Origin of the sequence: Caballeronia sp. S22 (assembly GCF_964261745.1) — a bacterium.
In the GTDB taxonomy this organism is placed as follows: Bacteria; Pseudomonadota; Gammaproteobacteria; order Burkholderiales; family Burkholderiaceae; genus Caballeronia; species Caballeronia jiangsuensis.
The window spans coordinates 365,971-387,180 of sequence record NZ_OZ180035.1 but is presented as its reverse complement, the minus strand read 5'-3'; the positions used below and the strand labels follow the sequence as shown (position 1 = coordinate 387,180).

General features: G+C 58.4%; 10 protein-coding genes, 6 tRNA genes and 3 rRNA genes. All 19 read right to left on the bottom strand.

Translation table 11 applies throughout. The features are described from left to right. Positions 1 to 95: 95 nt before the first annotated feature. Positions 96 to 4,340: a DNA-directed RNA polymerase subunit beta' gene (rpoC, locus tag ACEN42_RS01810; RefSeq protein ID WP_187609762.1), complete on the bottom strand. Its 4,245-nt coding sequence runs from the start codon at positions 4,338 to 4,340 to the stop codon at positions 96 to 98. A 21-nt stretch (positions 4,341 to 4,361) separates the two neighbouring features. Next, entirely contained in the window at positions 4,362 to 8,468 is a 4,107-nt protein-coding gene (gene rpoB, locus ACEN42_RS01805) for a DNA-directed RNA polymerase subunit beta (RefSeq protein WP_035511394.1), read from the bottom strand. 368 nt (positions 8,469 to 8,836) lie between these two features. Continuing rightward, positions 8,837 to 9,211, bottom strand: coding sequence for a 50S ribosomal protein L7/L12 (gene rplL, locus ACEN42_RS01800; protein WP_035511392.1), 375 nt, complete (start codon positions 9,209 to 9,211; stop codon positions 8,837 to 8,839). A gap of 83 nt (positions 9,212 to 9,294) precedes the next feature. Further along, positions 9,295 to 9,792, bottom strand: a complete 498-nt coding sequence (gene rplJ / locus ACEN42_RS01795) for a 50S ribosomal protein L10 (protein WP_034473109.1) — start codon at positions 9,790 to 9,792, stop codon at positions 9,295 to 9,297. Between the two features lie 302 nt (positions 9,793 to 10,094). After that, positions 10,095 to 10,793: a 50S ribosomal protein L1 gene (gene rplA / locus ACEN42_RS01790; RefSeq protein ID WP_238295825.1), complete on the bottom strand. Its 699-nt coding sequence runs from the start codon at positions 10,791 to 10,793 to the stop codon at positions 10,095 to 10,097. After that, positions 10,794 to 11,225, bottom strand: coding sequence for a 50S ribosomal protein L11 (gene rplK, locus ACEN42_RS01785; RefSeq protein ID WP_008343796.1), 432 nt, complete (start codon positions 11,223 to 11,225; stop codon positions 10,794 to 10,796). Positions 11,226 to 11,372: 147 nt separating this feature from the next. Continuing rightward, the gene (gene nusG, locus ACEN42_RS01780) at positions 11,373 to 11,930 is read right to left on the bottom strand and encodes a transcription termination/antitermination protein NusG (RefSeq protein WP_187609765.1); all 558 of its coding nucleotides are present in this window, start codon (positions 11,928 to 11,930) and stop codon (positions 11,373 to 11,375) included. 1 nt (position 11,931) lies between these two features. Then, complete coding sequence (secE, locus tag ACEN42_RS01775) at positions 11,932 to 12,312, bottom strand: preprotein translocase subunit SecE (RefSeq protein ID WP_371880508.1); 381 nt, start codon at positions 12,310 to 12,312, stop codon at positions 11,932 to 11,934. A gap of 34 nt (positions 12,313 to 12,346) precedes the next feature. Next, positions 12,347 to 12,422: transfer RNA gene (locus ACEN42_RS01770), tRNA-Trp, on the bottom strand. A 67-nt stretch (positions 12,423 to 12,489) separates the two neighbouring features. Beyond that, on the bottom strand, positions 12,490 to 13,680 hold the full coding sequence (gene tuf, locus ACEN42_RS01765) for an elongation factor Tu (protein WP_250484237.1): 1,191 nt from the start codon (positions 13,678 to 13,680) through the stop codon (positions 12,490 to 12,492). 62 nt (positions 13,681 to 13,742) lie between these two features. Continuing rightward, a tRNA-Thr gene (locus ACEN42_RS01760) sits at positions 13,743 to 13,817 on the bottom strand. A 16-nt stretch (positions 13,818 to 13,833) separates the two neighbouring features. Further along, a tRNA-Gly gene (locus tag ACEN42_RS01755) sits at positions 13,834 to 13,907 on the bottom strand. Positions 13,908 to 13,937: 30 nt separating this feature from the next. After that, positions 13,938 to 14,023, bottom strand: a tRNA-Tyr gene (locus tag ACEN42_RS01750). Positions 14,024 to 14,171: 148 nt separating this feature from the next. Further along, positions 14,172 to 14,285: ribosomal RNA gene (rrf, locus tag ACEN42_RS01745) — 5S ribosomal RNA — on the bottom strand. A gap of 174 nt (positions 14,286 to 14,459) precedes the next feature. Then, positions 14,460 to 17,346 (bottom strand): 23S ribosomal RNA (locus ACEN42_RS01740). Between the two features lie 287 nt (positions 17,347 to 17,633). Then, positions 17,634 to 17,709: transfer RNA gene (locus ACEN42_RS01735), tRNA-Ala, on the bottom strand. Positions 17,710 to 17,756: 47 nt separating this feature from the next. Beyond that, positions 17,757 to 17,833 (bottom strand) — tRNA-Ile (locus ACEN42_RS01730). 62 nt (positions 17,834 to 17,895) lie between these two features. Further along, positions 17,896 to 19,429, bottom strand: a 16S ribosomal RNA gene (locus tag ACEN42_RS01725). The 16S, 23S and 5S rRNA genes sit together here with 5 tRNA genes alongside, the layout of an rRNA operon. A gap of 451 nt (positions 19,430 to 19,880) precedes the next feature. Then, entirely contained in the window at positions 19,881 to 21,176 is a 1,296-nt protein-coding gene (locus ACEN42_RS01720) for an SGNH/GDSL hydrolase family protein (protein WP_371880507.1), read from the bottom strand. Positions 21,177 to 21,210 lie beyond the last annotated feature (34 nt).

The following is a 21,210-nucleotide window of genomic DNA, read 5'->3' as shown; positions in this document are numbered from 1 at the left end:
GCCAAATGACGGAGGCAACGAGGCGGAATCGACAGCCGAAAAAAAACCGCTCAGCCGAAGCTGAGCGGTTCGTGGCTACTACGAGCGAATGACGCTTACTCGTTGGTATGCGGCTGCTGCTGCTCCGCCGCCGGGGTTTCCGGCGTACCAAAGTCGAATGCCTCTTCGGCCGCGATCTGGTCGAAACGCTCGCGATCCGACGATTCCTTCGCCTTGCGTGCCTTGTGGAACGCGAGACCCGTACCGGCCGGAATCAGACGGCCGACGATCACGTTTTCCTTCAGGCCACGCAGATCGTCGCGCTTGCCCATGATCGCCGCTTCAGTCAGCACGCGGGTCGTTTCCTGGAACGACGCCGCCGAGATGAACGAGTCGGTCGACAGCGATGCCTTCGTGATACCGAGCAGCACGTTGTCGTACGACGCCGGACGCTTGTCTTCCGCGATCATCTTGTCGTTTTCGTCCAGCATGTCCGAACGCTCGACCTGCTCGCCCGGGATGAAGCGCGTATCGCCGTTGTCGACGATCTGCACACGACGCAGCATCTGACGCACGATCACTTCGATGTGCTTGTCGTTGATCTTCACGCCCTGCAGACGGTACACGTCCTGCACTTCGTCCACGATGTAGCGCGACAGCGCCTCGATACCCTGCAGACGCAGGATGTCGTGCGGATCGGCAGGACCGTCGACGATCATTTCGCCCTTGTTGACGACCTGACCATCGTGCACCAGCACCTGCTTTTCCTTCGCGATCAGGAACTCGTGCTGATTGCCTTCGAGATCCGTGATGACGAGACGCTGCTTGCCCTTCGTGTCCTTACCGAACGACGTCGTGCCCGTGACTTCCGCCAAAATACCGGCGTCCTTCGGCGAGCGCGCTTCGAACAGTTCGGCCACGCGCGGCAGACCACCGGTAATGTCACGCGTCTTCTGCGCTTCAACCGGGATACGTGCCAGCACTTCACCGACCTGCACTTGCTGACCATCCTTCACGGTGATCAGTGCGCCGACCTGGAAGCCGATCTGCACCGAATGCTCGGTGTTCGGGATCTTCACTTCCTCGCCGTTCGCGTCGAGCAGTTTCACCTGCGGACGCACGCTCTTCGAAGCTTGCGAGCCGCGACGCTTCACGTCGATCACGACCAGGGTCGAAAGACCGGTCACATCGTCGATCTGCTTCGCAACCGTCACGCCTTCCTCGACGTTTTCGAACTTCACCGTACCGCCCCACTCGGTGATGATCGGACGCGTCAGCGGGTCCCATTGAGCCAGTTGCGCACCGGCCTTGATCTGCGCGCCGTCGAGTTGCAGCAGCGTCGCGCCGTACGGCACCTTGTGACGCTCACGCTCGCGACCGAAGTCGTCCGCGATGATCGCCTCGCCCGAACGCGAGATGACGACCTGCTCGCCCTTCGCGTTGGTGACGTAACGCATCGTCGCCGTAAAGCGCACCGTACCGTTGCTCTTCGCTTCGACCGTCGAAGCAACCGCCGCACGCGATGCCGCACCACCGATGTGGAACGTACGCATCGTCAGCTGCGTGCCCGGCTCGCCGATCGACTGAGCTGCGATCACGCCGACTGCCTCACCGACGTTCACGCGCGAACCGCGGCCGAGGTCACGGCCGTAGCACGCGGCGCACAGGCCATAGCGCGTTTCGCAGGTCAACGGCGTGCGCACGCGCACTTCGTCGATGCCGAGGCGTTCGATTTCCTCGACCGCGTCTTCGTCGAGCAGATCGCCCGACGCGTACAGCGTTTCCTGCGTTTCCGGATTGACGACGTCCGCCACCGCGACGCGACCGAGAATACGGTCACGCAGCGCTTCGACGACTTCACCGCCTTCCACCAACGCCTTCATCGCCACGCCGTTCGACGTGCCGCAATCGTCTTCGACGACAACCAGATCCTGCGTCACGTCGACGAGACGACGCGTCAGGTAACCCGAGTTCGCGGTCTTCAGTGCCGTATCCGCCAGACCTTTACGAGCGCCGTGGGTCGAGATGAAGTACTGCAACACGTTCAGGCCTTCGCGGAAGTTCGCGGTAATCGGCGTCTCGATGATCGAGCCGTCCGGCTTCGCCATCAGGCCGCGCATACCGGCCAACTGACGAATCTGCACCGCGGAACCACGAGCGCCCGAGTCGGCCATCATGTAGATGGAGTTGAACGACTCCTGCTTCGTTTCGTTGCCGTCACGGTCGGTGACGGGTTCCGTCGCGAGCTGCTCCATCATCGCCTTGCCGACGCTTTCCGACGTCGCCGACCAGATGTCGACCACGTTGTTGTAGCGTTCCTGCGCGGTGACGAGACCCGACATGTACTGACGGTCGTACTCCTTCACCTTCTTCGCGGCGTCGCCCACGATCGTCTCTTTCTGCGGCGGCACGAGCATGTCGTCCACGCAAATCGAGATGCCGGCGCGCGTTGCGAGGCGGAAGCCCATCTGCATCAGCTGGTCGGCGAAAATCACCGTCTCGCGCAAACCGCACTTGCGGAACGCCGTGTTGATCAGGCGCGAGATTTCCTTCTTCTTCAGCGGCTTGTTCAGCACCGTGAACGGCAGTCCCGGCGGCAGAATCTCCGACAGGATCGAACGGCCAACGGTCGTCGCATACAGCGAGATCTTCGGCACGAACGCCGGCGCGCCTTCGCTCGTGTCCTCGTTCGCCACCATTTCGGTGATACGCACGTTGACGCGCGAAGCCAGCTCGACTTCCTTGTTCTCGTACGCGCGGATCACCTCCGACACGCCCGTGAACGTCATGCCTTCGCCCTTGCCGTTGATCGCTTCACGCGACGCGTAGTAAAGGCCCAGCACGATATCCTGCGACGGCACGATCGACGGATCGCCGTTCGCCGGGAACAGGACGTTGTTCGACGCCAGCATCAGCGTGCGCGCTTCCATCTGCGCTTCGAGCGACAGCGGCACGTGAACGGCCATCTGGTCACCGTCGAAGTCGGCGTTGAATGCCGCGCAGACGAGCGGGTGGAGCTGAATCGCCTTGCCTTCGATCAGCACCGGCTCGAAAGCCTGAATGCCGAGTCGGTGAAGCGTAGGCGCACGGTTCAGCATCACCGGATGCTCGCGGATCACCTCTTCGAGGATGTCCCACACCACCGCCGTCTGGTTCTCGACTTCCTTCTTCGCGGCCTTGATGGTCGTCGCGACGCCCATCACTTCCAGCTTGTTGAAGATGAAAGGCTTGAACAGTTCGAGCGCCATCAGCTTCGGCAGACCGCACTGATGCAGCTTGAGCGTCGGACCCACCACGATCACCGAACGGCCCGAGTAGTCGACACGCTTACCGAGCAGGTTCTGACGGAAACGACCGCCCTTACCCTTGATCATGTCGGCGAGCGACTTCAGCGGACGCTTGTTCGCGCCGGTCATCGCCTTGCCGCGACGGCCGTTGTCGAGCAGCGAATCGACGGCTTCCTGCAGCATCCGCTTTTCGTTGCGGACGATGATTTCAGGCGCCTTCAGTTCGAGCAGACGCTTCAACCGGTTGTTACGGTTGATCACGCGGCGATACAGGTCGTTCAGATCCGACGTCGCGAAACGGCCGCCATCCAGCGGCACCAGCGGACGCAGTTCCGGCGGCAGCACCGGCAGCACTTCGAGCACCATCCAGTCAGGCTTGATGCCAGAACGCTGGAATGCTTCGAGCACTTTCAGGCGCTTCGCGTACTTCTTGATCTTCGCTTCCGAACCCGTGTTCTTGAGTTCGGTGCGCAGCATCTCGACCTGTTCGTCGATGTTGATCGCGCGCAGCAACTCGCGCACGCCTTCCGCGCCCATCTCGGCACGGAATTCGTCACCGTACTCTTCGACCTTGTTGTAGTAATCCTCTTCGGTCATGATCTGCCGCGCTTTCAGCGGCGTCATGCCCGGATCGATGACCACGTACGCTTCGAAGTACAGCACGCGCTCGATGTCGCGCAGCGTCATGTCGAGCACCATGCCCAGACGCGACGGCAGCGACTTCAGGAACCAGATGTGCGCGACCGGCGAGGCCAGTTCGATGTGGCCCATCCGTTCGCGACGCACCTTCGCCAGCGTCACTTCGACGCCGCACTTCTCGCAGATCACGCCACGGTGCTTCAGGCGCTTGTACTTGCCGCAAAGGCATTCGTAGTCCTTGATCGGACCAAAAATCTTCGCGCAGAACAGACCATCCCGCTCCGGCTTGAACGTGCGGTAGTTGATGGTCTCAGGCTTCTTCACTTCACCGAACGACCAAGAACGAATCTTGTCGGGCGACGCGAGGCCGATCTTGATCGCATCAAAAACTTCTTCTTGTTGGACTTGCTTGAATAGATCGAGCAGAGCTTTCATTGCTTTCTCTCCGTAGTCCGATTAGTTGCGGTCCAGATCGATATCAATACCGAGCGAGCGGATTTCCTTCACCAACACGTTGAAGGATTCCGGCATGCCCGCGTCGATCACGTGATCGCCCTTGACCAGGTTCTCATAAACCTTGGTCCGGCCCGTCACGTCGTCCGACTTGACCGTCAGCATTTCCTGCAGCACATACGATGCGCCATACGCCTCGAGCGCCCACACTTCCATCTCACCGAAGCGCTGGCCACCGAACTGCGCTTTACCACCCAGCGGCTGCTGCGTGACGAGCGAGTACGGACCGGTCGAACGCGCGTGCATCTTGTCGTCGACCAAGTGGTGCAGCTTCAGATAGTGCATGTAGCCGACCGTGACTTTCCGCTCAAACGGCTCGCCGGTGCGACCATCGTGCAGCTGAACCTGATTCTTCGACGAGTTCATGCCGAGGTTCGTGGCGATGTCGTCCGGATACGCCAGATCGAGCGCACGCCCCATTTCCTCTTCGGTCGCGCCATCGAACACCGGCGTTGCGAACGGCACGCCTTCGCGCAGGTTCTTCGCGAGTTCGAAGATTTCGTCATCGGAGAAGCTTTCCAGCTCTTCCTTGCGCCCCGACTCGTTGTAGATCTTCGTCAGGAACTGGCGCAGTTCCTCGATCTTCGTCTGACGCGCCAGCATTTCGCCGATACGCCAGCCGAGACCCTTCGCGGCCCAGCCCAGATGCACTTCGAGAATCTGACCCACGTTCATCCGCGACGGCACGCCGAGCGGATTCAGCACGACGTCGGCCGGACGGCCATCGGCCATGTACGGCATATCTTCGATCGGCACGATCTTCGACACGACACCCTTGTTACCGTGACGGCCCGCCATCTTGTCGCCAGGTTGCAGACGACGCTTCACGGCGAGATACACCTTGACCATCTTCAGCACGCCCGGCGGCAGTTCGTCGCCTTGCGTGAGCTTCTTGCGCTTCTCTTCGAATGCGAGGTCGAACTGGTGACGCTTCTGCTCGATCGAGTCCTTGATCGCTTCCAGCTGCGCGGCTGCTTCTTCGTCCGCGAGGCGGATGTCGAACCAGTGGTAGTGGTCGAGATCTTCGAGGTACGGGAGGTCGATCTTCGTGCCCTTCGCGAGCTTCTTCGGACCGCCGTTCGCGACCTTGCCGTTCAGCATGCGTGCGAGACGCTGGAACGCATCGCCTTCCACGATACGAAGCTGGTCGTTCAGGTCGAGGCGATAGCGCTTCAGTTCGTCGTCGATGATCTGTTGCGCGCGCTTGTCACGCGTGATGCCTTCGCGCGTGAACACCTGCACGTCGATGACCGTGCCGCTCATGCCCGACGGCACGCGCAGCGACGTATCCTTCACGTCCGATGCCTTCTCGCCGAAGATCGCGCGCAGCAGCTTTTCTTCCGGCGTCAGCTGGGTTTCGCCCTTCGGCGTGACCTTGCCGACCAGCACGTCGCCCGCTTCCACTTCTGCGCCGATGTACACGATGCCCGACTCGTCGAGACGGCCAAGCTGCACTTCCGCGAGGTTCGAAATGTCGCGCGTGATTTCTTCCGGTCCGAGCTTCGTGTCGCGAGCAACGACGTTCAACTCTTCGATGTGGATCGACGTGTAGCGATCGTCCGCGACGACCTTCTCCGAGATCAGGATCGAGTCTTCGAAGTTGTAGCCGTTCCACGGCATGAACGCGACCAGCATGTTCTGGCCGAGCGCGAGCTCGCCCAGATCCGTCGAGGCGCCGTCGGCCAGCACGTCGCCGCGCGAAACCTTGTCGCCAACCTTCGCGATCGGACGCTGGTTGATGTTCGTGTTCTGGTTCGAACGCGTGTACTTGATCAGGTTGTAGATGTCCACGCCGACGTCACCGGCAACGGCTTCATCGTCGTTCACACGAATCACGATACGGCCCGCGTCGACGTAATCCACCACACCGCCACGCAGCGCCTGCACGGTCGTACCCGAGTCGACCGCGACCGTACGCTCGATGCCCGTACCGACGACCGGCTTCTCCGGACGCAGACACGGCACGGCCTGACGCTGCATGTTCGAGCCCATCAACGCGCGGTTCGCGTCGTCGTGCTCGAGGAACGGAATCAGCGATGCAGCCACCGACACGATCTGCGACGGCGCCACGTCCATGTACTGGATGCGGTCCGGCGTGACCATCAGCGTTTCGCCCGCTTCACGCGACGACACGAGTTCGTCGGTCAGCGTGCCGTCGTCGGCCACTGCCGCGTTCGCCTGAGCGATCACGTAACGGCCTTCCTCGATTGCCGACAGATAGTCGATCTGGTCGGTCACCTTGCTGTCCACGACCTTGCGGTACGGCGTTTCGAGGAAGCCGTATTCGTTCAGGTGGGCATACAGCGCGAGCGAGTTGATCAGACCGATGTTCGGGCCTTCCGGCGTTTCGATCGGGCACACGCGGCCATAGTGCGTCGGATGCACGTCGCGGACTTCGAAGCCCGCGCGCTCGCGCGTCAGACCGCCCGGACCCAGTGCGGAAACACGACGCTTGTGCGTGATTTCCGACAGCGGGTTGGTCTGGTCCATGAACTGCGAGAGCTGCGACGAACCGAAGAACTCGCGAATCGCCGAAGAAATCGGCTTCGAGTTGATCAGGTCGTGCGGCATCAGGTTTTCGCTTTCGGCCTGGCCGAGGCGTTCCTTCACCGCGCGCTCGACGCGCACGAGACCCGCGCGGAACTGGTTCTCCGCGAGTTCGCCGACGCAACGCACGCGACGATTGCCCAAGTGGTCGATATCGTCCACTTCGCCCTTGCCGTTACGCAACTCGACGAGGATCTTGATCGTCGCGAGGATGTCGTCGTCCTGCAGCGTCATCGGGCCGACGATTTCGTCACGACCGACACGGCGGTTGAACTTCATACGGCCGACCTTCGACAGGTCGTACGCGTCTTCGCTGTAGAACAGACGGTTGAACAGCGCCTCGACCGCTTCTTCGGTCGGCGGTTCGCCCGGACGCATCATCCGATAAATCGCGATGCGCGCAGCCATCTTGTCGGCGGTTTCGTCGATACGCAGCGTCGACGAAATATACGGGCCTTGATCCAGATCGTTCGTGTAGAGCGTCTGGATGTCCTTGACCTTCGCCTCGCGCAGCTTCTCGAGAACCGTTTCCGTGATTTCCTCGTTGGCGTTCGCGATCACTTCGCCCGTTTCCGGGTCGATCACGTTCTTCGCCAGCACGCGGCCGAGCAGGTACTCCTCGGGCACCGAGATGAACTTCGTCTTGGCGTTTTCGAGGTCGCGAATGTGCTTCGCGTTGATCCGCTTGTCCTTCGTGACGATGACATTGCCATCGCGATCCTGGATGTCGAAGCGCGCGACTTCACCGCGCAGGCGCTCGGGAACGAATTCCATTTGCGCGCCTTCGCTCATCAGGCCGAAGTTGTCGAACACGAAGAAGTTCGCGAGGATCTGCTCCGGCGTCATGCCGATCGCTTTCAGCAGAATCGTGACCGGCATCTTGCGGCGACGGTCGACGCGGAAATACAGCACGTCCTTCGGGTCGAATTCGAAATCGAGCCACGAGCCACGGTAAGGAATGATCCGCGCCGAGAACAGCAGCTTGCCGGAGCTGTGCGTCTTGCCCTTGTCGTGCTCGAAGAACACGCCAGGCGAACGGTGGAGCTGCGACACGATCACGCGCTCGGTTCCGTTGATGACGAATGAGCCCGTCGGCGTCATGAGCGGAATTTCGCCCATGTAGACTTCCTGCTCTTTCACTTCCTTGACGACCGGCTTGCTCGGCGACTCCTTATCGAGCAGAACCAGGCGCACTTTTGCGCGCAACGCCGAGCAGTACGTCAGGCCGCGCTGCTGGCATTCCTTGATGTTGAATGCGGGCGACGACAGCATGTAGCTGACGAACTCGAGCCGCGCGAAGCCGTTGTGCGAAACGATGGGGAAAACAGACGTGAACGCAGCCTGCAAGCCTTCTGACTTGCGCTGCGACGACGACGTGTCTGCTTGCAGAAACGTCTGGAATGATTCAAGCTGGGTCGCCAGCAAAAAGGGAACTTGGTGAACGATGGGGCGCTTCGCGAAACTCTTGCGAATACGCTTCTTCTCGGTGAAGGAATATTGCATACGATCTCCGAATCACGGCGGGCGTTACCGAGGCGGGATACCTCGGTGTCACAGCCCGGTGTTCACCGACTGAGACTCGCGCATATGTCCGGGGAGGACGCGCGAGCCTAGAAGCTTGGTGGTTGGCCGCTACCAACCGCTGGCTGACGGCAGCGGATGCCTGTGTTTCCCGCTACCCGACCAAACTTGCCTTCTGCAGTCGCTTCAGAAGACAAAGCGAACCGCCGGAAATTCATACCGATCCGACCGTTCGCTTTGGCTTCTGTGAGGACTTTTATACCTGCCGGCAGGCATAAAAACTCAGTCCCCACAAAGCACAAAAAGGCCGGCGGTGGAAAACCGCCAGCCTTCGCACGGCGCAATGAAACTTACTTGATTTCAGCCTTCGCGCCTGCTTCTTCCAGCTTCTTCTTCGCTTCTTCAGCAGCAGCCTTCGGCACCGCTTCCTTGACGGGCTTCGGTGCGCCGTCGACCAGGTCCTTCGCTTCCTTCAGGCCGAGACCCGTCAGTTCGCGAACAGCCTTAATCACGGAGACCTTGTTTGCGCCGACTTCGAGCAGGTTCACGGTGAACTCGGTTTGCTCTTCGACAGCAGCAGCTGCGCCGCCACCAGCCGGGCCAGCAACTGCGACAGCAGCAGCCGACACGCCAAACTTCTCTTCGAACGCCTTGACCAGTTCGTTCAGTTCGAGAACCGACATCGAGCCAACGGCTTCCAGGATGTCTTCTTTTGCGATTGCCATTTGAAATACTCCTAAATTGAATTCGGATCGAGCTAGCGATCTAGCTAATACCTAACTGAGCAACTGGTGCCCAAGTGCGTGCGTTATGCAGCTTCGCCTTGTTTCTTCTCGGCGAGCGCGGCCAAAGCGCGCGCGAAGCCGGAAACAGGTGCTTGCATGACGAACAGCAGCTTGGAGAGCAGTTCTTCGCGGCTCGGGATGTTGGCCAGCGCTTGCACGCCTGCCTTGTCCATCACATTGCCTTCGTAGGAACCAGCCTTGATGATCAACTTGTCATTGCTCTTGCCGAAGTCGTTGACGACCTTGGCAGCGGCAATGGCATCTTCGGAGATGCCGTAGATCAGAGGACCAGTCATCTGCTCAGCCAGCGGAGCGAACGGGGTACCTTCGACAGCGCGACGCGCCAGCGTGTTCTTCAACACGCGCAGATACACCTGTTGCTCACGCGCTTTCGCGCGCAGCTTGGTCAGATCGCCAACCGTGATCCCACGATACTCAGCGAGCACCATCGTCTGAGCCTTCGCGACTTGCGCGGCGACTTCAGCGACGACTGCCTGCTTATCTTCTTTGTTCAGTGGCACGGTTAAACCTCCAGATTCGATGCACTCGGGCCACAAACCCTCATGCACCACGTTCGACAACGGCGTCCGACTGTTAGGAGTATTTCGATCGATCGGTGATCATTCAGGATGATCGACAACCGACTTCAACCACTGCAAAACTGTTTCGGGTTCGCCATCTGCGTTGGCTTGAATTAAGGTGCTGCCTGCCTGCTGCATCACCACCAACGGTCTTTGACAACCGGTTGCTCGACCCGGAACCGCAATCTTGCAACCGCCCAAAGCCCTTTAATAGCGCGACCTTGCGGCCGCGCCAGAAATTCTTACTGTTGCGCCAGCGTGGCCTGATCCACGCGAACGCCAACGCCCATCGTGCTCGACACAGCGATCTTGCGCAGATACACGCCCTTGCTCGTCGCCGGCTTCGCCTTTTGCAGCGCTTCGATCAGCGCCGCCAGGTTTTGACGCAGCGATGCCGGCTCGAAAGATGCGCGACCGATCGTGCCGTGGATGATACCGGCCTTGTCGACGCGGAACTGAACCTGACCCGCCTTTGCGTTCTTGACTGCTTGAGCGACGTCCGGGGTAACCGTGCCGACCTTCGGGTTCGGCATGAGACCACGCGGACCGAGGATCTGACCCAACGTACCGACGACACGCATCGTGTCCGGCGAAGCGATCACGACGTCAAAGTTCAGGTTGCCTGCCTTGACTTGCTCGGCCAGGTCTTCCATGCCGACCACGTCTGCGCCAGCCGCACGAGCTTGCTCGGCCTTGTCGCCTTGCGCGAACACTGCCACACGAACCGACTTGCCGGTACCAGCCGGCAGAACCACCGAACCACGAACGACTTGGTCCGACTTCTTCGCGTCGATGCCGAGCTGAACCGCGACGTCGATCGATTCGTCAAACTTCGCGCTCGCGCATTCCTTGACGAGAGCCAGAGCGTCTTCGATCGCGTACAGCTTTTGACGATCAACCTTGCTCGCGAATGCCTGAAGGCGCTTAGAAAGCTTAGCCATTTACACGCCCTCCACAGTGATGCCCATCGAACGCGCGCTGCCGGCGATCGTGCGCACGGCGGCGTCCAGATCAGCTGCCGTGAGATCCGGCATCTTGGTCTTTGCGATTTCTTCCGCTTGAGCGCGGGTGATGTTGCCGACCTTGTCGGTGTGCGGCTTGCTCGAACCCTTTTGCACCGCGGCAGCCTTCTTGATCAGAACGGTAGCCGGCGGCGTCTTCATGATGAAGGTGAAGCTCTTGTCCGCAAATGCCGTAATAACGACCGGCACCGGCAGACCCGGCTCCATACCTTGAGTCTGCGCGTTGAACGCCTTGCAGAACTCCATGATGTTCAGACCACGCTGGCCCAGTGCCGGACCGACCGGCGGCGACGGGTTGGCTTTACCTGCAGGAATCTGCAGTTTGATAAAGCCGATGATTTTCTTTGCCATGTTGAAAACCTCTGCTGGACGCGTGAGCGTCCGATGAGTGATAGCGCGCGTTCGCCCTTGCCGGCTACTGACGCTCCTCAACGGTCATGATGCGGACCGTAAGCGCGAATCGCGCGATGGCTCGGAAGCCACGCGCGATGTACTAAATTAAAGCTTTTCGACCTGACCAAACTCAAGCTCAACAGGTGTCGACCGCCCGAAAATCGTCACGGAGACACGAACTCGGGACTTTTCGTAGTTCACTTCTTCGACGTTGCCATTGAAGTCGGTGAACGGACCTTCCTTCACGCGGACCATCTCGCCCACCTCGAACAGCGTCTTCGGCCGCGGCTTTTCGACGCCTTCCTGCATCTGCGACATGATCTTTTCGACTTCACGCGGCGAGATGGGGCTCGGGCGGTTACGCGCGCCACCGACGAAACCCGTGACCTTGGCCGTATTCTTGACCAGATGCCATGTTTCGTCCGTCATTTCCATCTCGACCAGGACATAGCCCGGGAAGAAACGACGCTCCGTGACCGACTTGTGACCACCTTTCACTTCAACAACTTCTTCCGTCGGGACAAGAATCTGACCGAATTGATCTTGCATTCCCGCACGGTCGATGCGCTCCTGAAGCGCACGTTGCACGCTCTTCTCCATGCCGGAGTAGGCGTGCACCACATACCAACGCTTTCCACTCGGAGATGCCGGAGTATCGCTCATATCATTTCCAACCCAGAATCGCCGAGAAAATCACCCATTCGATCGACTTATCGCTAAGCCAAAGAAAAATGGCCATGATCAGAACAAACGCGAAGACCACCAGAGTCGTCTGAGTGGCCTCTTTGCGAGTTGGCCAGACAACCTTGCGGACTTCCTTGTACGAGTCCTTGGCGAACGCGATGAACCCTTTGCCCGGCGCAGAGAGAAGACCGACTGCGACACCCGCGATGACACCGACAGCAAGCGCTGCGCCGCGGACGTACCATTCTTGGCCAGAGAGCCAGAAGAACCCAACGAACCCGGCCAAGACCAACAATACGCCCGCCATCAACATCAATTTGTCGCCGGAAGTATTTACAGTTTCGACGGAAGGATTCGCCATAACACCTTAAACAGCGCCACTCGGCGCGAGAAGTTGGCAGGGGCAGAGGGAATCGAACCCCCAACCTTCGGTTTTGGAGACCGACGCTCTGCCAGTTGAGCTATACCCCTAAACCATTTGGGGTCGACGGACTTCGCCGACCCCGAAACCACTAACCATCGAGAAGATTTCTGGCTCTTACTCGATAATCTTCGCCACGACACCGGCGCCGACGGTACGGCCGCCTTCGCGAATGGCGAAGCGCAGACCTTCTTCCATGGCGATCGGAGCGATCAGCTTCACCGTGATCGACACGTTGTCGCCCGGCATCACCATTTCCTTGTCCTTCGGCAGCTCGATCGAGCCCGTCACGTCCGTCGTACGGAAGTAGAACTGCGGACGGTAGTTGTTGAAGAACGGCGTGTGACGGCCGCCTTCGTCCTTGCTCAGCACGTACACTTCAGCCGTGAAGTGCGTGTGCGGCGTGATCGAACCCGGCTTCGACAGCACTTGGCCGCGCTCCACGTCTTCACGCTTCGTGCCGCGCAGCAGGATACCGACGTTGTCGCCTGCCTGACCCTGGTCGAGCAGCTTGCGGAACATTTCCACGCCCGTGCACGTCGTCTTCACCGTCGGCTTGATACCGACGATTTCGATTTCCTCGCCGACCTTCACCACGCCGCGCTCGATACGACCCGTCACCACCGTGCCACGACCCGAGATCGAGAACACGTCTTCCACCGGCATCAGGAACGAACCGTCAACTGCGCGCTCCGGCGTCGGGATGTACGAATCCAGCGCGTCGGCCAGGTTCATGATCGCCACTTCGCCCAGCTCGCCCTTGTCGCCTTCCAGCGCCAGCTTGGCCGAACCCTTGATGATCGGTGTGTCGTCGCCCGGGAAGTCGTACTTCGACAGAAGCTCGCGCACTTCCATTTCGACGAGCTCGAGCAGCTCGGCGTCGTCCACCATGTCGCACTTGTTCAGGAACACGATGATGTACGGCACGCCAACCTGACGGGCCAGCAGGATGTGCTCGCGCGTTTGCGGCATCGGGCCGTCAGCGGCCGAGCACACCAGGATTGCGCCGTCCATCTGCGCCGCGCCCGTGATCATGTTCTTCACATAGTCAGCGTGGCCCGGGCAGTCGACGTGTGCGTAGTGGCGGTTAGCCGTTTCGTACTCGACGTGCGCGGTGTTGATCGTGATACCACGCGCCTTTTCTTCCGGCGCGGCGTCGATCTGGTCGTACGCCTTCGCTTCGCCGCCGAACTTCTGCGTGAGAACCGTCGTGATCGCTGCCGTCAGCGTGGTCTTGCCGTGGTCAACGTGACCGATCGTGCCCACGTTCACGTGCGGCTTGGTCCGCTCGAATTTACCTTTGGCCATTTTCGACTCCTAACAGGATTTTCGCACCTTGCGCCGCGCGCAACTTACTAGACTGATACAACTGGTGCCCATGGGCAGGATCGAACTGCCGACCTCTCCCTTACCAAGGGAGTGCTCTACCACTGAGCCACATGGGCACTACAAAACAGGTACTGGAGCGGGTGAAGGGAATCGAACCCTCGTCATAAGCTTGGAAGGCTTCTGCTCTACCATTGAGCTACACCCGCGAGGGCCGGATTCCCTTACCGCTTGAATTCTGGTGGAGGAGGTTGGATTCGAACCAACGTAGGCGTAAGCCAACAGATTTACAGTCTGCCCCCTTTAGCCACTCGGGCACCCCTCCGCAGAGAACTATCGATTATGGGGTAACAACACGCCGTTGTCAAGCGCTTCTTACGCTCCGAAACATTCGATGCTCTCACTTATAGGTGAAGACAGAAACGCAAAAACCCCACCTTTGCGGGGTGGGGTTTTTGTTTTCGGCATGAGGAGCCTGACGATTACCTACTTTCACACGGGTGATCCGCACTATCATCGGCGTGGAGTCGTTTCACGGTCCTGTTCGGGATGGGAAGGGGTGGTACCGACTCGCTATGGTCATCAGGCATGACTTGTTGTTGTATCGCCTGTGGGGCGCTACAACCAATCTGGGAAGAAGTAGTATTGAATTCGGGTGGTGACTGTTGCACACACGGTACTCAACCAGTGGCGCCCCCTACGGGGGCGGGAAGCTCGTAAGTGCTGAAGCACTGACGATCATCGCGAAACACACTGGTTATAGGATCAAGCCTTACGGGCAATTAGTATCAGTTAGCTCAATGCATTACTGCACTTACACACCTGACCTATCAACGTCCTGGTCTGGAACGACCCTTCAAGGGGCTCGAAGCCCCGGGGATATCTCATCTTAAGGCGAGTTTCCCGCTTAGATGCTTTCAGCGGTTATCTCTTCCGAACATAGCTACCCGGCGATGCCACTGGCGTGACAACCGGTACACCAGAGGTTCGTCCACTCCGGTCCTCTCGTACTAGGAGCAGCCCCCTTCAAATATCCAACGCCCACGGCAGATAGGGACCAAACTGTCTCACGACGTTTTAAACCCAGCTCACGTACCTCTTTAAATGGCGAACAGCCATACCCTTGGGACCGGCTACAGCCCCAGGATGAGATGAGCCGACATCGAGGTGCCAAACACCGCCGTCGATATGAACTCTTGGGCGGTATCAGCCTGTTATCCCCAGAGTACCTTTTATCCGTTGAGCGATGGCCCTTCCATACAGAACCACCGGATCACTATGACCTGCTTTCGCACCTGCTCGACTTGTCGGTCTCGCAGTTAAGCACGCTTATGCCATTGCACTATCAGCACGATTTCCGACCGTACCTAGCGTACCTTCGTACTCCTCCGTTACACTTTGGGAGGAGACCGCCCCAGTCAAACTGCCTACCATGCACTGTCCCCGATCCAGATAATGGACCAAGGTTAGAACCTCAAACAAACCAGGGTGGTATTTCAAGGACGGCTCCACCGAAACTAGCGTTCCGGTTTCATAGCCTCCCACCTATCCTACACAGATCGGTTCAAAGTCCAATGCAAAGCTACAGTAAAGGTTCATGGGGTCTTTCCGTCTAGCCGCGGGGAGATTGCATCATCACAAACACTTCAACTTCGCTGAGTCTCGGGAGGAGACAGTGTGGCCATCGTTACGCCATTCGTGCAGGTCGGAACTTACCCGACAAGGAATTTCGCTACCTTAGGACCGTTATAGTTACGGCCGCCGTTTACCGGGACTTCAATCAAGAGCTTGCACCCCATCATTTAATCTTCCGGCACCGGGCAGGCGTCACACCCTATACGTCCACTTTCGTGTTTGCAGAGTGCTGTGTTTTTATTAAACAGTCGCAGCCACCAGTTTATTGCAACCTCTTCACCCTTCTGGCGCAGGCCAGTCAAGCTACAGAGGCGTACCTTATCCCGAAGTTACGGTACCAATTTGCCGAGTTCCTTCTCCCGAGTTCTCTCAAGCGCCTTAGAATACTCATCTCGCCCACCTGTGTCGGTTTGCGGTACGGTCACTATTAGACTGAAGCTTAGAGGCTTTTCTTGGAACCACTTCCAATTGCTTCGCTTCCGAAGAAGCTCGCGCCACACCCTTGAATTATGTGCCCGGATTTGCCTAAGCACCTTCTCCAATGCAGCGACCGGGACGTCCAACACCCGGACAACCTTCCGCGATCCGTCCCCCCATCGCATCTAACAATGGTGCAGGAATATTGACCTGCTTCCCATCAGCTACGCATTTCTGCCTCGCCTTAGGGGCCGACTCACCCTACGCCGATGAACGTTGCGTAGGAAACCTTGGGCTTACGGCGAGGGGGCTTTTCACCCCCTTTATCGCTACTCATGTCAGCATTCGCACTTCCGATACCTCCAGCACGCTTTTCAACGCACCTTCGCAGGCTTACGGAACGCTCTCCTACCACACACGTGTCTTTCAACGTGTATCCGCAGCTTCGGTGACTGGCTTGAGCCCCGTTACATCTTCCGCGCAGGACGACTCGATCAGTGAGCTATTACGCTTTCTTTAAAGGGTGGCTGCTTCTAAGCCAACCTCCTGACTGTTTTAGCCTTCCCACTTCGTTTCCCACTTAGCCAATCTTTGGGACCTTAGCTGGCGGTCTGGGTTGTTTCCCTCTTGACACCGGACGTTAGCACCCGATGTCTGTCTCCCGTGATTGCACTCTTCGGTATTCGGAGTTTGCTATGGCGTAGTAATCCGCAATGGACCCCACAACCATGACAGTGCTCTACCCCCGAAGGTGATACACGAGGCACTACCTAAATAGTTTTCGGAGAGAACCAGCTATTTCCAAGTTTGTTTAGCCTTTCACCCCTATCCACAGCTCATCCCCTAACTTTTCAACGTTAGTGGGTTCGGTCCTCCAGTACGTGTTACCGCACCTTCAACCTGGCCATGGATAGATCACTTGGTTTCGGGTCTACGCCCAGCAACTGATCGCCCTATTCGGACTCGCTTTCGCTACGCCTGCCTTAATCAGTTAAGCTCGCTACTGAACGTAAGTCGCTGACCCATTATACAAAAGGTACGCCGTCACCCCTTACGAGGCTCCGACTGTTTGTATGCATGCGGTTTCAGGATCTATTTCACTCCCCTCCCGGGGTTCTTTTCGCCTTTCCCTCACGGTACTGGTTCACTATCGGTCGATCACGAGTATTTAGCCTTGGAGGATGGTCCCCCCATCTTCAGACAGGATTTCACGTGTCCCGCCCTACTTCTCGTACCCCTAGTTCTTCCAAGCTGTTTTCGTCTACAGGGCTATCACCTGCTATGGCCGCACTTTCCAGAGCGTTCGACTAACAATTCAGATAAAGAGTACAGGCTGATCCCATTTCGCTCGCCACTACTTTGGGAATCTCGGTTGATTTCTGTTCCTGCGGTTACTTAGATGTTTCAGTTCACCGCGTTCGCTTCACGTAACCTATGGATTCAGTTACGGATGACCCATACGGGCCGGGTTTCCCCATTCGGATATCGGTGGATCAAAGCTCGTTTGCCAGCTCCCCACCGCTTTTCGCAGGCTACCGCGTCCTTCATCGCCTGTGATCGCCAAGGCATCCACCACATGCACTTGTTCGCTTGACCCTATAACGAGTGTGTCTCGCAACACCCTCGTCATAGGCTGAGTATTCGCGTTGTGCCGTATTCCAAAGCAATCTTTCGATTACCTTTTCATACTTGATACAATCACTACCCTGATGCCCCTACTCACACCCATCTCTAAGTGCTTTCAGCGCATCTCTTTACTACTTCTTCCAGATTGTTAAAGAACGTTTAGCCGATCGGGTCACTTCACTACCCAACAGCATCAACTGGCTATAGTCGCCAATGCACAACGTTGAATCGCCATTCAGCGCTGTGCATTGAGGACTTGGTGGAGGATGACGGGATCGAACCGACGACCCCCTGCTTGCAAAGCAGGTGCTCTCCCAGCTGAGCTAATCCCCCTACGTGGCCTGACCATGAGCTGTTGCCCCATCAGCACGCTTTTCGGGTGGTGGGTCTGGTTGGATTCGAACCAACGACCCCCGCCTTATCAAGACGGTGCTCTAACCGACTGAGCTACAGACCCTTAGCCTGTCTTAAACAACAGCCGATAAGCGTGAGCGCTTAATGTTGCGTGCGAAGCTCGAGAAAGGAGGTGATCCAGCCGCACCTTCCGATACGGCTACCTTGTTACGACTTCACCCCAGTCATGAATCCCACCGTGGTAAGCGCCCTCCTTGCGGTTAGGCTACCTACTTCTGGTGAAACCCACTCCCATGGTGTGACGGGCGGTGTGTACAAGACCCGGGAACGTATTCACCGCGGCATGCTGATCCGCGATTACTAGCGATTCCAGCTTCACGCAGTCGAGTTGCAGACTGCGATCCGGACTACGATCGGTTTTCTGGGATTGGCTCCACCTCGCGGCTTGGCAACCCTCTGTTCCGACCATTGTATGACGTGTGAAGCCCTACCCATAAGGGCCATGAGGACTTGACGTCATCCCCACCTTCCTCCGGTTTGTCACCGGCAGTCTCCTTAGAGTGCTCTTGCGTAGCAACTAAGGACAAGGGTTGCGCTCGTTGCGGGACTTAACCCAACATCTCACGACACGAGCTGACGACAGCCATGCAGCACCTGTGCGCCGGTTCTCTTTCGAGCACGTCCACCTCTCAGCAGACTTCCGACCATGTCAAGGGTAGGTAAGGTTTTTCGCGTTGCATCGAATTAATCCACATCATCCACCGCTTGTGCGGGTCCCCGTCAATTCCTTTGAGTTTTAATCTTGCGACCGTACTCCCCAGGCGGTCAACTTCACGCGTTAGCTACGTTACTAAGGAAATGAATCCCCAACAACTAGTTGACATCGTTTAGGGCGTGGACTACCAGGGTATCTAATCCTGTTTGCTCCCCACGCTTTCGTGCATGAGCGTCAGTGTTGGCCCAGGAGGCTGCCTTCGCCATCGGTATTCCTCCACATCTCTACGCATTTCACTGCTACACGTGGAATTCTACCTCCCTCTGCCACACTCAAAGCCTGCCAGTCACCAATGCAGTTCCCAGGTTAAGCCCGGGGATTTCACATCGGTCTTAACAGACCGCCTGCGCACGCTTTACGCCCAGTAATTCCGATTAACGCTCGCACCCTACGTATTACCGCGGCTGCTGGCACGTAGTTAGCCGGTGCTTATTCTTCCGGTACCGTCATCCCCCTCAGGTATTAACCAAGAGGTTTTCTTTCCGGACAAAAGTGCTTTACAACCCGAAGGCCTTCTTCACACACGCGGCATTGCTGGATCAGGGTTGCCCCCATTGTCCAAAATTCCCCACTGCTGCCTCCCGTAGGAGTCTGGGCCGTGTCTCAGTCCCAGTGTGGCTGGTCGTCCTCTCAGACCAGCTACAGATCGTCGCCTTGGTAGGCCTTTACCCCACCAACTAGCTAATCTGCCATCGGCCGCCCCTCTAGCGCGAGGTCCCGAAGGAGCCCCCGCTTTCTTCCGTAGATCGTATGCGGTATTAATCCGGCTTTCGCCGGGCTATCCCCCACTACAGGACACGTTCCGATGTATTACTCACCCGTTCGCCACTCGCCACCAGGGTTGCCCCCGTGCTGCCGTTCGACTTGCATGTGTAAGGCATGCCGCCAGCGTTCAATCTGAGCCAGGATCAAACTCTTCAGTTCAAACCTGTTACTGTTTTTCGGTTCCGTTAGAAACCGGTCGCTCACTCAACGTTCTGACGATGATTGTTCATCCAAAGATGAAAAACCTTCCTCTGATACTTCGTGTGAGACTCTTGATACTTTTGCTTGTTGTCTCAGCCCAAAAAGACTGAAACCGCACTCGCTATCAAGCGCCCACACTTATCGGCTGTTAGTTTTTAAAGAGCACATCGCAAGACCGCTACCACATCAACTTCCGTCTTGCGTCGCTGCATCAGCAGCAGAGAAACGAGATTATGAAGAATCTTTTTCTCCTTGTCAACAGTATTTTTTAGCTTTTGCTTCAAAATCTGCCGACTTCGGAGGCCGTCTGTTTCGCTCGACGGCCCGTCGTCTTGCGACGAGGGGCTGAATATTAGGTCAAGCAGACTCGAATGACAAGGTGATGAAGCAACTTTTTTTGGCGGTCGCTTCAATGCATCACTTTCGTCGCTCCTGAGACGAATTCCATCGGCACTGCCGCCGCCATCGCCGCGTAGCCGGCGTCGCTCGGGTGGATGTGATCGCCGCTGTCATATCGGCGTTGAAGCACGCTCGGGCGCGCCGGATCGCGCAGCGCCTGATCGAAGTCGATCACGCCATCGAACGCTCTGCTCGATCGGATCGATTCGTTGACCGCCGTGCGGATCGCCTCTCGCTCGGGCGGCAGCGAGGCCGGCGTCAGCGTCGCGCCGTAAATCTTGATGCCGCGCTGGTGCGCCTGCGCGATCAGCCGCTGATACCCGCGCACGAGCGCATCGGCGTTGACTTCGGTGTGCGGCGCGTCGCAATCGAGTCCGGCGTGCGCGGGCATCGCCATGAAATTGATGTCGTTGATGCCGATCAGCACGATGATCGCGCGCACGCCCGGTTGGCGCAGCGCATCGCGCTCGAAGCGGCTGACCACCGCCTCGCCATAGCACGGCGAATTGCTCAACAGCCGATTCCCGCTGATGCCCGCGTTCACTACGACCGTCTGCCCGCCACCTTTGCGCGCCACCTGTTTGGCGAGCGCATCGGGCCAGCGCCGATTGGCATTGACAGAGGAGCGCATGCCATCGGTGATCGAATCGCCGATCGCGACGATCGCCTGCGCCGATGGGCTTTCCACCATCACATTGGTCAGCCACGCGAATTGGGTGAAGCGCGTGCGAAATGCGCCCGCCGATGCATCTTCGGTGCGATCGCCCGGCGTCGAGATGTAGTTCACCTGACTCGACACGCGATGCCAGGCGACAAGTTTCTGATCCTTCCCCATGAACATGCTGACGGCCACGGGCTGGAACGCGTCGGCATCGAAATTGACCGCATCGCTCGTGGCCTGGGCTCCCGGCGCGACGGTCACGCTCTTGCGTCCGCCGAACAGCACCGGACGCGCACTTCCCGCGCGAATCGCGGCACTGTCGCCCGCGGCGGCCCGCGCGACGGTCATCGATTCGACGACGAGCGGCTCGCTCCCATACAGATTGCTGATGCGCAGGCGCATCCGTTTGCCGTCCAGTTGCGGGTAAATCAGCTGACGGACGGTGCGACCCGCGACATCCGGCGCGCGATACAGCGGCGGCAGATTCGCCAGTTGCGGAATCGACTGCAGCGCAGTGCCCCACGCGCTGACCCAATGTTCGTTGGCGGGCGCTTCGGCGGCGTCGGCGGCGAAAGCGTGCGGTGCGAAATTGACCTGCGCGACAAGCGCGGCCGCGCAGATCGCGGCGAGAACTCGGAGTTTCATTCGGCGATGGCGTGCGGAAAAGGCTCGATTGTGC

Excerpts from the sequence above, each read along its gene's own strand:
- rpoC (WP_187609762.1), bottom strand. The coding sequence starts at position 4,340 with ATGAAAGCTCTGCTCGATCTATTCAAGCAAGTCCAACAAGAAGAAGTT.
- rpoB (WP_035511394.1), bottom strand. The coding sequence starts at position 8,468 with ATGCAATATTCCTTCACCGAGAAGAAGCGTATTCGCAAGAGTTTCGCG.
- rplL (WP_035511392.1), bottom strand. The coding sequence starts at position 9,211 with ATGGCAATCGCAAAAGAAGACATCCTGGAAGCCGTTGGCTCGATGTCG.
- rplA (WP_238295825.1), bottom strand. The coding sequence starts at position 10,793 with ATGGCTAAGCTTTCTAAGCGCCTTCAGGCATTCGCGAGCAAGGTTGAT.
- rplK (WP_008343796.1), bottom strand. The coding sequence starts at position 11,225 with ATGGCAAAGAAAATCATCGGCTTTATCAAACTGCAGATTCCTGCAGGT.
- nusG (WP_187609765.1), bottom strand. The coding sequence starts at position 11,930 with ATGAGCGATACTCCGGCATCTCCGAGTGGAAAGCGTTGGTATGTGGTG.
- secE (WP_371880508.1), bottom strand. The coding sequence starts at position 12,312 with ATGGCGAATCCTTCCGTCGAAACTGTAAATACTTCCGGCGACAAATTG.
- tuf (WP_250484237.1), bottom strand. The coding sequence starts at position 13,680 with ATGGCCAAAGGTAAATTCGAGCGGACCAAGCCGCACGTGAACGTGGGC.
- ACEN42_RS01720 (WP_371880507.1), bottom strand. The coding sequence starts at position 21,176 with ATGAAACTCCGAGTTCTCGCCGCGATCTGCGCGGCCGCGCTTGTCGCG.